The 13,032-nt window shown below is 35.2% G+C and carries 11 protein-coding genes and 1 pseudogene; 3 read left to right on the top strand and 9 right to left on the bottom strand.

Annotation, left to right across the window (positions count from 1 at the left end; translation table 11 throughout):
• Positions 1-15: 15 nt before the first annotated feature.
• The 9 genes from mgtE to ABS764_RS05060 form a co-directional block, all read right to left on the bottom strand.
• Positions 16-1,368 carry a magnesium transporter gene (mgtE, locus tag ABS764_RS05100; RefSeq protein ID WP_408080634.1) on the bottom strand — a complete coding sequence of 451 codons (1,353 nt, stop codon included), beginning with the start codon at positions 1,366-1,368 and terminating at the stop codon, positions 16-18.
• Positions 1,358-2,137, bottom strand: coding sequence for a 16S rRNA (adenine(1518)-N(6)/adenine(1519)-N(6))-dimethyltransferase RsmA (rsmA, locus tag ABS764_RS05095; protein ID WP_408080632.1), 780 nt, complete (start codon positions 2,135-2,137; stop codon positions 1,358-1,360). Before rsmA ends, mgtE begins: the two co-directional genes overlap by 11 nt.
• 49 nt (positions 2,138-2,186) lie before the next feature.
• A complete protein-coding gene (locus ABS764_RS05090; RefSeq protein WP_408080630.1) occupies positions 2,187-2,510 on the bottom strand; it encodes a DUF4286 family protein in 324 nt (107 codons plus the stop codon).
• A gap of 70 nt (positions 2,511-2,580) precedes the next feature.
• Positions 2,581-4,359, bottom strand: a complete 1,779-nt coding sequence (locus ABS764_RS05085) for a tetratricopeptide repeat protein (RefSeq protein WP_408080628.1) — start codon at positions 4,357-4,359, stop codon at positions 2,581-2,583.
• Positions 4,360-4,464: 105 nt separating this feature from the next.
• The gene (serS, locus tag ABS764_RS05080; protein ID WP_408080626.1) at positions 4,465-5,736 is read right to left on the bottom strand and encodes a serine--tRNA ligase; all 1,272 of its coding nucleotides are present in this window, start codon (positions 5,734-5,736) and stop codon (positions 4,465-4,467) included.
• A 184-nt stretch (positions 5,737-5,920) separates the two neighbouring features.
• Positions 5,921-7,309, bottom strand: coding sequence for a sensor histidine kinase (locus ABS764_RS05075; protein WP_408080624.1), 1,389 nt, complete (start codon positions 7,307-7,309; stop codon positions 5,921-5,923).
• 116 nt (positions 7,310-7,425) lie between these two features.
• Positions 7,426-7,965 carry a DMP19 family protein gene (locus ABS764_RS05070; RefSeq protein ID WP_408080622.1) on the bottom strand — a complete coding sequence of 180 codons (540 nt, stop codon included), beginning with the start codon at positions 7,963-7,965 and terminating at the stop codon, positions 7,426-7,428.
• 142 nt (positions 7,966-8,107) lie between these two features.
• A complete protein-coding gene (locus ABS764_RS05065) occupies positions 8,108-8,278 on the bottom strand; it encodes a hypothetical protein (protein WP_408080620.1) in 171 nt (56 codons plus the stop codon).
• A 90-nt stretch (positions 8,279-8,368) separates the two neighbouring features.
• A complete protein-coding gene (locus tag ABS764_RS05060; RefSeq protein ID WP_408080618.1) occupies positions 8,369-9,025 on the bottom strand; it encodes a hypothetical protein in 657 nt (218 codons plus the stop codon).
• 204 nt (positions 9,026-9,229) lie between these two features.
• Here ABS764_RS05060 and metG point away from each other — a divergent pair, with 204 nt between their 5' ends.
• The 3 genes and pseudogenes from metG to ABS764_RS05045 all read left to right on the top strand — a co-directional run bounded on the left by metG (position 9,230) and on the right by ABS764_RS05045 (position 13,001).
• Positions 9,230-11,290, top strand: coding sequence for a methionine--tRNA ligase (metG, locus tag ABS764_RS05055; RefSeq protein WP_408080616.1), 2,061 nt, complete (start codon positions 9,230-9,232; stop codon positions 11,288-11,290).
• A 139-nt stretch (positions 11,291-11,429) separates the two neighbouring features.
• A pseudogene (locus ABS764_RS05050) lies at positions 11,430-12,306 on the top strand (DMT family transporter).
• 5 nt (positions 12,307-12,311) lie between these two features.
• The gene (locus tag ABS764_RS05045; RefSeq protein ID WP_408080614.1) at positions 12,312-13,001 is read left to right on the top strand and encodes an HAD family hydrolase; all 690 of its coding nucleotides are present in this window, start codon (positions 12,312-12,314) and stop codon (positions 12,999-13,001) included.
• Positions 13,002-13,032 lie beyond the last annotated feature (31 nt).

Genomic DNA, 13,032 nt, shown 5'->3' with positions numbered 1-13,032 from the left:
TTATCTTCTAATTTTTTAAAAACCTAAAATCATTCTGGCAATCGAAAAATAAATTAAGATTCCGCAGATATCGTTACTCGTTGTAATAAACGGTCCCGTTGCAAGAGCCGGATCAATCCCGAATTTATCCAATAACAAAGGGATAAATGTCCCGATTAAGGAAGCTATTACAATTACTGAAACCAAAGCAATAGTCACAATAAGACCTATCACCATTTCTACGTTCAGAAAAAAATGACTCCCAACGAATAAAATACTGGCAAGGATAATCCCATTTAATAGACTCAGCGAAACTTCTTTCACCAATCGGTTGAATAACGAACCGCTTAAAGTATCATTAGCCAGACCCTGTACAATAATTGCTGAAGATTGTACGCCCACATTTCCAGCCATCGCTGCAATTAGTGGTGTAAAAAAGAACAGATTACCATGTTCTAACATCGCGCCTTCAAATAATCCCAAAACTCGCACGGTTATAAAGCCCCCTAATAATGCTAAAACTAACCACGGCAAACGCGCCTTAGTTAATTCCATGATGCTGTCATCGGCTTCAACGTCCTGCGAAATACCTGCTGCCAGCTGGTAATCCTGATCGGCTTCGTCCTTGATTACATCCACAATGTCATCTATGGTAATTCTCCCCACTAAGCGTCCCAGTTCATCTACTACAGGAATAGCCTCTAAATCGTATTTTTGCATGATACGGGCGACCTCAACATCTTCTGCATCCACATTTACATAATTGAGTTTTCGAATGTACACGTCGCTAATAGCAGTTTTGGTAGAAGTAGTCAGTAAGTCTTTTAACGACAAGCGTCCTTTTAAACGGTCTTCATCATCCACTACATAAATGGAATGTACACGGGAGATATTCTCGGCCTGAATACGCATTTCTTTGACACAGGTTAGTACGTTCCAGTTTTCATTGACTTTAACCAATTCTTTGTGCATGATTCCACCCGCAGTATCTTCCTTATAACGAAGTAAGTCTACAATGTCCTTAGCGTGTTCAACGTCTTGTAATTCAGAGATTACTTCTGCTTTAATTTCCTGCGAAAGTTCAGCAATAATATCGGCAGCATCATTAGTTTCCAGTTCATCTAACTCTTCTGCAATTTCTTTAGGCGAAAGCCTGCTTAATATATTTTCCCGCAAATCATCTTCTAATTCCAGAAGAATTTCTGCTGTTTTATCACTATCTAAAACTTTAAAAATATAGGTAGCATCATCAAAATCAAGTTCGTCCAGAATTTCAGCAATATCAGCATGGTGGATATCATTGAGGATTACTTCCAATTTATGGTCGTTTTTTGCCTCAATAAGTTCTTTTACTTCCTGTATTAATTCCTTGCTGATTTTAAACTCCATCGGCTTCTATTTTTTGAGTAAGTTCGATAAACTGTGTGACATCCAGCTGCTCCGGACGAAGGTCAAAGATACTATCTTCTCTTAAATTATCCGATAAACTGAGTGTTTTTAAACTGTTACGTAAAGTTTTACGACGCTGCTGAAAGGCCGTTTTTACCACTGTAAAAAATAATTTCACACTACAAGGCAAGCTGTAATCTTCTTTTCTGCGCATACGCATCACACCCGATTTTACTTTTGGCGGCGGATTGAAAACATTTTCATCTACTGTAAACAAATATTCGGTATCATAAAATGCCTGAGCTAAAACAGATAAAATTCCGTAAGCCTTGCTTCCTTTTTTCTCGCATATGCGTTCTGCGACTTCTTTTTGGAACATGCCCGAAAATTCCGGAATCTGATCTCTCAATTCTAAAACTCTAAATACAATTTGAGTCGAAATGTTGTACGGAAAATTTCCAATGATAGCAAATTGCTTGTTTTCAAAAACTTCGTTGATATTGTATTTCAAAAAATCCTGAGAAATGATTTTTCCGTGTAATTTTGGATAATTGGCTTCCAGATAAGTCACTGATTCCGTATCAATTTCAATCACATAGGTATTGACCGCTTTGTCCAGCATATATTTAGTCAGAACACCCATTCCCGGTCCTATTTCCAATACATCCTCATAACCTTCCAAACTCAAAGTATCTGCAATATTCTTTGCAATACTTTCATCTTTTAAGAAATGCTGTCCGAGGTGTTTTTTAGCTTTTACTTTATCCATTTTAGGCTGAGTTAATTAGCTCTTTATCTGCTAAGAGACTAATATTGTTTTAATTATTCTGAAAAAACTCGGAAACCAATTCTAATTCTGTCCTGAAAGACAACATTTTATCGGCAAATAATTTCAGTGCTTCTGCCTGAAAACGTGCCTGATCTTCCTTATAATATCGTTCTAAAGTTATTTTGCTGTCTGTAGTATACTGAATAGAATAAGTTATGCCTCCCATTTCTTCTTCAACTAAAACACGAACCAACCGGGCCGAGGTAAATTTGCCTGTAGCCAGCATTTCCGGAATATGTTTGTGTTGCATCCAGATCATCCATTGATCGTGAACGCTTTCGTGTATGTTAGTGGTAATGTTATATATTATCATTGTTGATTTTATTTAATCGGTTAACGGTTTGATCGGTTAACCGTTGATTCGTTTAACCGATTAAACTTTATTATAAGTTTTTATCTCCTCTTAATTCTCGGAATTTCTTTCTGGCTTCTACAAAATAAATACTGTCCTGATGATTAAAGATAATCTGCTCATACAATGGTTTTGCTTTTTCAGGTTCGTTTACTTTTTTACTATAGATTTCAGCCGAAAAAAACAGTGCTTCATCAATATAAATTCCATCGCTGTGATGATCCATTATAGATTGATATTGGCTTAAAGCCAAATTGTATTCGCCCATTTTTTCAAAAGTTTTACCCAGTCGCAATTGCGTTACCGCTTCAATTTCGCCTCCTTTAAAGGAATTTAAAACCAATTGAAACTGCGCAACAGCTTCCGGATTTCTGTTTTGATATAACAGATAATCCCCTTTAGCAAAAGCCTTCAATGCTGTTTGGGTAGAATCAGCAACGGTGTTGTCATTTATTAATAAAAAATATTCTAAAGCATCATTAGCAATCAACTGTGTGTTTGCCGATTTCAATTCTTTAAATTGTTTCAATGCCCAGGCAAAATCACCTTTAAAATAACTCGTCTTAGCAGCTTTTAAACTGGCTTCATGTGCTACGGCATCATTCTTTAAGTCCATTTCAATTTGTGAATAATACAATAATGCCTGATTGTATTTTTCTTCTAAAAGCAAAATATCTGCCAATTCCATTTTGACCTGAGCCGTTTCATAATTATTCAATTGTAATTCCAAGGCTTTTTTTATGATTTCCCTTCCCAGCTCTGGTTTCTTTAAATTGAATGCTACAAAATGCGCCTGAATCAGCTGCAAAGATAAGGTAAAAGGGTTTATTTCAAATTCCTTCAACAAAGCTTCAATTTCCGTATTAATAACAGCATAATCTTTTTCACTGGCTTTTTTGATTTTTAAATCAATTAAATAACTATGCGCCTGAATTAACAGTTGTAAATCTTTAGTATTTTCAATAACAAAATCTAAGATTTCTTTAGCCACTTCCTGATTGTCTTCTTCAATGGCTAAATTTGCCAAATTTAAAATACCTGAAAGTGACTCAGGATTGCGTTTGTAAATGGCTTTTTCCTGAATAAAGGCTTTCGAAAATTCTTTTTGCTGCACATAAAACCAACTCAAATAATGATTCCAAAACAAATCCTGACTTTTTTGAACCTTTAAAATCAAGGCTTTTCGCAAAGCATCGCTAAAAGTAGCATCGGCTTCATCGGTCATAAAACGGGACAATTGATTTTGAATCACAATCGAATTTTGAGGATTAGCATAGGCTTCATCCAGAAATGTAACAATCATTTTATCAAAATTGCCCAGTTGTCCGTAAATCAGCCCTTGCTGGTAATTGAAATTAAAATTGGGCTGAATTTCAGTGGCTGTCTGATAGGCTTTTAAGGCATATTCTAGTTGTACTTTTCGCTCAAAAGAATTCGCAATTCCGTAAACTTCATTGGGATTTTTTCGAATGCGTTCTATAGCTTGCTCGTAATAGCTTTTTGCTTTAACATCATTTTTTTGCAATTGGTAATTATAGCCTAATTCGACCAGAAGACTGCCTTGATTGTATTTAGTCAATCGGTTTTGGATTGCCTTTTCTGCAATATCAAATTGTTGTAATTGCTGGTAGCAATCTATTGTGCGTAGAAAATACTGCATGTTCTGAGGAAAATTTTCTAACAATTCCTCGTAACTGATTTTTGCTTTTTCAAAATCGCCTTTGTCATAATAATACTGTGCTAACTGCTCGTTTTGAGCAAAACAAATCAATGAAAAAAACAAGGCGATATGTAGAAATAGTTTTTTCATTATTCGATTTATTTCGAAAATATTTTACCGCAAATTCGCAAATTTTATTTTTATTAAACTTAAAAAATAATTTGCGAATTTGCGGTACATGAAAACAAACAAAAGTTAGTTTATAATATCAAATCCGCAATACGGACGCAATACTTCTGGAATTACGATTCCTTCCGTAGTTTGGTAGTTTTCTATAATTCCTGCTAAAACTCTAGGCAAAGCCAATGAACTTCCGTTTAAGGTATGCGCTAATTGGTTTTTTCCGTCTTTGTCTTTGAAACGCAATTTTAGACGATTAGACTGAAAAGTTTCAAAGTTAGAAACAGAACTGATTTCTAACCAACGTTCTTGCGCTGTAGAATACACTTCAAAATCATAGGTCAGCGCTGATGCAAATCCCATATCACCACCGCAAAGACGTAAAATTCGGTATGGTAATTTCAATTCGTTCAAAATATCTTTTACATGCTCTACCATTCCTTCCAAAGCCTCATATGATTTTTCCGGATGCTCCACACGCACAATTTCCACTTTATCAAATTGGTGCAAACGATTCAATCCACGTACATGTGCTCCGTACGAACCTGCCTCACGACGGAAACAAGGCGTGTAAGCTGTTGTTAGAATCGGGAATTCACTTTCGTTCAAAATTACATCTCTGAATAAGTTGGTTACCGGAACTTCAGCCGTTGGGATTAAATATAAATTATCGGTAGCATCATGATACATTTGCCCTTCTTTGTCCGGCAATTGTCCTGTCCCGTAAGCGGAAGCTTCGTTTACAAAATGAGGCACCTGCACTTCATTATAACCGGCAGCAGTATTTTTGTCTAAAAAATAATTGATTAAGGCTCGTTGCAAGCGCGCTCCTTTTCCTTTGTAAACCGGAAATCCTGCACCTGTGATTTTATTTCCTAATTCAAAATCAATAATATCGTATTTTTTTACCAATTCCCAGTGCGGTTGTGCTCCTTCGTGTAAAACAGGTACTTCGCCCGCTTCAAAAACATTCAGGTTGTCATCTGCTGATTTTCCTTCGGGAACAATATCAGCCGGTAGGTTAGGTAAAGTGTATAATTTTTCAGTAAGTTCGGCAGCGATAGCATCAGCTGTTTCTGCTAGCTTTTTGCTTTTTTCTTTATTAGTAACCGTTTTTTCTTTTAAGATGGCAGCTTTGGCTTTTTCACCTGCTTTCATCATTTCCCCGATGTCTTTGGACAATTTATTAGATTCGGCTAAGATGTTGTCTAATTCTACTTGCGCAGCACGACGGCGTTCATCAAGTTCTACGACTTCTTCCACAATGGTCTTGGCATCCATATTTCTTTTGGCCAAAGCCTGGATTACCTTTTCCTGATTCTCTCTAATAAATGCAATTTGTAACATAGTTGGCTTTTTATAACTATAAAATTTCTAATAATGGTAGCAAATTTAAGGAAATGTTTGAGACTTCTAAGACAAAGTTTTGACGAAAAAACTATTTCTCAAAATCAGACCAGCCTTTCGCTGATATTCGCCAAGTCTCACTTGATTTTGTATGTAACCGGAGTATTAAAAAGTGTTAGCAGAATTAAATGGAATCCGGGATGCTAAACCTGAAATCACTTCCTTTTCCTGGCTCACTTTCCAACCATATAACACCGCCATGTTTTTCTATAAAATCTTTACACAACATCAATCCTAATCCTGTTCCGGTTTCATCATTCGTTCCTGCAGTTGTGTGCAGATGATCAACTGCAAACAAAGCCGCCATTTTATCAGGAGCAATACCAATACCATTATCCCTGACCGAAAATACCAGCCCATTATTTTCTTTTGTCATAGAAAGCACTACTTCTCCATTAGTTTCAGTAAATTTTATAGCATTGGAAATTAGGTTTCTAAAGATCGTTTCTAACATATTTTTATCAGCAAAAACATATTCCCGAGCTGTAATTTCAGAATGAATGGTTATGTTTTTATTCTTAGCAACATTCGCCAGCAGATGGATTGCTTTATCAACCACTGGACTGATTTCTATTCTTTGAGGATTAAATCCAAGACTTCCTGTTTGAGATTGTGCCCAGGTTAAAAGATTATCCAGTAACGAAGACACACTTTTGGAAGACTGATGAATTAACTTTATATATTCATTGGTTTCTTTATAATTAGTATGGGTCTCATCTTCTAATAACAATTCCGAAAGTCCAATAATCCCATTAAAGGGACCTTTTAAATCATGTGCAATAATTGAAAAAAATCTGTTTTTATCCTCGAGTAATTTCTTAACCTGCAATTCTTTTTCTTCTTGTAGTAAAAGCAAATATCCTACTCCGCTTATAATCATCATCAGAAATATGATTAAAAATATAATCTGCTGTGCGGGATCAACAGAATAAAGGCTTGTTGAAGTTTTAAAAAAAGGATAAATGATTCTGAAAATCACTGCAATCAACAGAATAAAATAATTAAAACCCAGTATTTTTTTAAACATACTGCTTCTGGTTTCGGTTAAAAATCGAAAAGCAGGTATTATCAGCATTATAAAAATTACAAACGAAGCTAGTGCTACCCGAATATTAGCTGCCGCCTCACACCATACTGCCAAATAAAAAGCAGACAACATAACAGCAAAAAGTACGGCTTGTATCCGATAGGCTTTTTTAGAGCTATTCACCATCATAAGCATTGCTATAGATTCCAGATAATAACTTCCAAAAACTAAAGTATTGGGAATAATAATATTTACAGGATTGAATGTAACGGTGTCCGTTCTGAGAAAAAATGCTAACCAGGCAAAAGATTGAAAAATTTTAGAAAAACCAAATACCAATAAATGGGTTTTAGTATCCTTACTACTGAGTGTGAATCGAAAAGTAAAAACAAGTGTTGCCAGAGCGAAATTTCCCCAAAACAACAATCCCATTACATTGCGGATGTCTAATACAAATAATTTTAAAAATTGATTTAGAATCTCCATAACCAACTACATTTTTCTATAGGACTTATAACTAACAGGTATTACAAAAATATACTTATTTTGAAAGTATCCTAACAAATACTGCAATATTTGGAGACGGCGTCGAATTTAATCCATTACATTCTCTTGATTTCTCTACCTAAATAATCTTCTAAAAGTTCAAACATAGCATCCACCGAAAGTACCTGAGTGTCGGGATGGTTTAATAAAAATGCAGCATTAAGTTCCATAAGGTTTTCTTGCAGTTCGAAGAAAGTATCGGTGTTGAGTAAATCTCTTGTTGGATTTACGCCTTCCAGTTTTCCATTTAAGAATTTGTTGAGCTTTACGCTGCTCATTAAGCGGACTTTTTTAGCTTGTTGTTGGAATAATTCCAAATGCTTTTCGGCACCAATTAACTGCAAGCCTTCTTCTATTAATTCGTTCAGTTCTTTATTCCAGCCCGATTTGTAAACAAATTGTGCAAAGTTGCCTTCGATATGTTGCGCCACATAATAATCCAGGTAATAACTCATTAAAGCATCTTCGTGAATGAATTCGTCGTCAATTTTTTCCTCACGCATCAGGTTGATAACCGAAATGTTAGAGTTGATAACGTCTTGAGGGTTTTCGCTATTGGCTGCGTTTTCTGAGATAATGATACTTCCGAATTCCATTTTTGAGATTTTTTAAAGGAGTTTGCAGGCAAATTTCGTTTTTTTTGCCACGGATTTCACAGATTAGCACGGATTTTTTTTGGAATTGTATTAGCTAAAACATTTTTAACCGCAAATTACACAGCTTGTTTAAAGCTAAAATTTATTCAGCATTAGATTCGTTATTTTTCTTTTGCTGATTCATTTTGGTAACCAAAGCTTTCATTCGTGCTGCTTTTGCTGCTTTTTCTTCTTGCAATTTCGCTTTCTTCCTGTTCAATAACTTGGTGTGTAAAGCCTTATTTTTGGTGTTTTTTTCGGGTCCTTTGGGCATGATTTATTTTCTTTAAATCTGGGTGTAAAGATATGGAAAAGAGATTGTTTAATTTAGAGAAATTAAGTCGGAAGAATTCGCATATGTGTATTAGATTAAGTTTATAATTTTTAAGAGAATGTAAAATGGAAGAATAATTAAACCAATGTAAAATATGATTTTCCCATGAGCTCTGTCGTTTTCCGAATAAGAATACACTATCTGACCGTTTGGTAATGATTTTTTAGATGTCCATAAGAAATAGCCAATTAGGATTCCTAGAAAGCCTCCAAGTATAGAAAAAATATAGCCTGATATTATCCATGGTTTTTGATTTTCTTCTGGTTTTGCTAACGATTCAATTCGTTGTTTTTTCAGCACTTTAAGCAAATCGTCGTCAATGGATTTTCCTCTTTTTGTTAATATTTTTTGAGCTAATTTATTGTCAAACTCACTCCATTCATCTGCTTTTAATAGAATTTCATACAGTTCATCATTTGTAAAATCAAACAGATAGTGATTACTGTCAACTTGGCTAATTAAGTTTTCAGCTTCTTTTTCAAGAATCTGTTCTGCTTTTTCAAAATCCTCAAATTGAATTTTTACTTCATATTCATTTTGTAAAGTATTGCCGGAAAAAGATGCATCAACAGGTGCAATATTGTCTGTTAGTTGGGTGCTAATATTATTTTGATTCAATAAATCTTCTAATTCTTTAGCTTGAAATATTGTTGGGTATTTTCTAAATACAGAATATGTTTCTTTCATATAGTGATTTTTTGCTTTTCAAATATAAAAAATAATCTTACAGATGAGTTTTGATTATTAATGAATTTGTCATTCCGACGAAGGAGGAATCACATTTTGTATTTTGGTTTGATGAGATTCCTCCTTCGTCGCAAGACAAGATTATGTGTAAATAGCTCCAAATAAAATTGGATTCCTTATTTTTGCACGCAATAAAATTGAATCATGATACAGAATCCAGAAAGATATACCATTACGGCGGCTTTACCTTATACTAACGGACCCATACATATAGGGCATTTGGCGGGAGTTTATGTTCCTGCGGACATTTATTCGCGTTATTTGCGTTTGCAGGGGAGAGATGTTTTGTTTGTTTGCGGAAGCGACGAACATGGCGTTGCTATTTCGATGAAAGCTAAAAAAGAAGGAATTACACCTCAGGAAGTAATCGATAAATACGATGGAATTATCCGTAAATCGTTCTCTGATTTTGGAATTGCATTTGATAATTATTCTCGAACTTCGGCTCAGATTCATCATGATACGGCTCAGGAATTTTTTAAGAAATTATATGATAACGGTGATTTTATTGAAGAAGTAACTGAGCAATTATACGATGCAAAAGCGGATCAATTTCTGGCAGACCGTTTTGTGATGGGAACTTGTCCAAAATGCGGTAACGAAGAAGCTTACGGCGACCAATGTGAGAAGTGTGGTTCGACTTTGAATGCTACCGATTTGATTAATCCAAAATCGACTATTACAGGAGAAACACCTATTTTGAAATCAACAAAACACTGGTTTTTGCCATTGGACAGATACGATGCTTTCCTGAGAGAATGGATTCTGGAAGGACATAAAAACGACTGGAAACCTAATGTTTACGGACAGGTAAAATCCTGGATCGACGGTGGATTAGAGCCTCGTGCGGTAACTCGCGATTTAGATTGGGGAATTGATGTTCCTGTGGAAGGTGCCGAAGGGAAAAAATTATACGTTTGGTTTGATGCACCTATTGGGTACATTTCGTCAACCAAAGAGTGGGCTGCGAAAGAAGGAAAAGATTGGACGCCATACTGGAAAGACGAAAAAACCAAGTTGGTTCACTTTATCGGGAAAGACAATATTGTATTTCACTGTGTGATTTTCCCGGCAATGTTAAAAGCGGAAGGAAATTATATTTTGCCTGACAATGTTCCTGCCAATGAGTTCCTGAACTTAGAAGGGAATAAATTATCGACTTCTAAAAACTGGGCCGTTTGGTTGCATGAATATTTGGAAGAATTTCCAAATCAGCAAGATGTGTTGCGCTATGCATTGACATCAAATTCTCCGGAAACTAAAGACAATGACTTTACCTGGAAAGATTTTCAGGCTAGAAACAATAATGAATTAGTAGCGATTTTTGGGAATTTCATCAATCGTGTGGTGGTTTTAACCAATAAATATTATAACGGTGTTGTTCCTGCTCCAAACGAATTTTCGGAAGTTGACGAACAAACATTAGCCGAATTAAAAGCCTATCCTGCGGTGATTTCAAGCTCTATTGAGCGTTACCGTTTCCGAGAAGCTTTGGGTGAAATGATGAATGCGGCTCGTTTAGGAAATAAATATTTGGCTGACGAAGAGCCTTGGAAAGTAATTAAAGACAATCCGGAACGCGTACAAACGCAGATGTATGTGGCTTTGCAAATTGCGGCTGCTTTAAGTTCACTTTGCGAACCTTTCCTGCCGTTTACAGCAACAAAATTATCCAGAATCTTAAATATAGAATCTAAAGTAAGTTGGAATACTATTACTGAAACTTCAGACTTATTAGCTGCCGGACACCAAATTGGTGCTGCCGAATTGCTTTTTGCTAAAATTGAAGATGAAGAAATTCAAAAACAAATAGACAAACTGGAAGCAACTAAAACGGCGAACCTTGCCGAAAACAAAAAAGCAGAACCTCAGAAAGACTTGATTCAGTTTGAGGATTTTGCCAAAATGGATTTGCGTGTAGGAACGATTTTAGAAGCAGAGAAAATGCCAAAAGCCAATAAATTATTGGTATTAAAAGTAGATACCGGTATTGATGTTCGTACGATTGTTTCTGGAATTGCTGAAAGTTTTAAACCGGAAGATATCATTGGGAAACGAGTGACTGTTTTAGTCAATCTGGCTCCAAGAGCATTACGAGGTGTAGAAAGTCAGGGAATGATTCTGATGACTAATAATGCCGAAGGAAAACTGGTTTTTGTAAATCCGGATACTGATGGTGTTGGGAATGGAGAAACAATAAATTAAAAAGATTAACCGCAAATTCGCAAATTTCTTTTTAAAGTTTTGAAAAAATAATTTGCGAATTTGCGGTAAAATAAACTTTTTTTTGCACTTGAGATGAATGACATACTAATTGTAAGCAAAACTATTTTCTGTAAGCAAAATGAAAATTAACAAACCGCAATTAGCTTTAGTTTTAGGTATTGTCTGTATTTCTATCTTCCCTATTCTGGTTCGCTTGCATTTAACCAATGGATTGATTTCAGCTTTTTACCGGATGTTTATAGCGACACTTATTGCTTCCTTATGTAATCATTTTCAAAAAATTTCAGTTACCAACCCTTAAAAACCTCATTTCCGCTGTTCTTTGCGGAATTGTTTTTGCAACGGATATTGCGGTCTGGAATATTGCCATTCAGGAATCAACTGCTACGCAAGCCACTTTATTATCTAATTTGTCGCCGCTTTGGCTCGGAATAACTTCATTTTTATTTTTAAAAAATAAACCTGCGCTAAATTTCTGGATTGGAACTGTTGTAGCCCTTTTCGGGATGATAATTTTTATGGGGTTTGAAACCATTAGCCAATTTCATTTTGACACTGCATTTTTCCTCGCTGTTTTATCCGGAATTCTATATGCAAATTACTTACTAATCAGTAAAAATGTTTTGTCTAAAATAGAAATTCTCTCTTTTATGACAATTGTATTAATTGCTGCAAGTCTCTTTCTGGGGTTAATATGTTGGGTATCTAAGGAAACTTTTACCGGCTTTTCTACTACCGCCTGGCTTGTATTATTTGTTCAGGGAGCTGTGTGTCAATTAACCGCCTGGCTTCTCATTAGCTATGCGACACAACATTTAAGAGCCACCCGAATTTCTGTCAGTTTATTAGGTCAGGCTGTTTTAGCAAGTTTTATGGCCTGGCTATTTTTAGATGAAAATATAAATTGGCACATGATTATTGGCGGGATTTTTTTACTTTTAGGAATAAGAATCACTTTTTACAATCAGCCACTTTGGGTTAAAAAAATAAAATAAATTATATGCCTTTTAAAGTTATTGCTTTCGACGCCGACGATACCTTATTTGTTAACGAAACCTATTTTCTGGAAACAGAAGAAAAATTTTGTGACTTAATGAGTGATTACCTGTCACACAAAAGTATTTCCCAAGAGCTTTTCAGAATTGAAATAAAAAATTTAGCCATATACGGTTACGGAATTAAAGCCTACATTCTTTCAATGATTGAAGCAGCTATGACCATCTCGAACAATACGATTCCAATTGAGGTTGTTGCCAAAATTATTCAATACGGAAAAGAATTATTAGACAAACCTATTGTTCTTTTAGACGGAGTTGAAGAAACTCTGGAAGCGTTGTATGGTAAATACAAATTAGTGGTTGCCACCAAAGGCGATTTATTAGATCAAAGACGCAAATTGCACAATTCGGGATTAGGAAAATATTTTCATCATATCGAAGTGATGTCAGACAAACAGGAACAGGATTATCTGGATTTGATTAAACGTCTTGAAATTAATCCATCTGAATTTTATATGATTGGAAATTCCCTAAAATCTGATGTTTTACCGGTATTAGCTATTGGCGGACATGCAGCTCATGTACCGTTTCATACCACTTGGGCACATGAAAAAATAGACCATGAAGTAAAACACCAAAACTTTAGTACAATTGAAAAAATTACTGATATTTTAAAAAAAATAGAACATTAAAAAATCTGGAATGATTTTTGAAAGTAAAAAC

Origin of the sequence: Flavobacterium plantiphilum, assembly GCF_046000495.1 — a bacterium.
Classification (GTDB): Bacteria; Bacteroidota; Bacteroidia; order Flavobacteriales; family Flavobacteriaceae; genus Flavobacterium; species Flavobacterium plantiphilum.
Note: the sequence above shows the minus strand (reverse complement) of the source record. Positions and strands in the feature narration are given on the sequence as shown.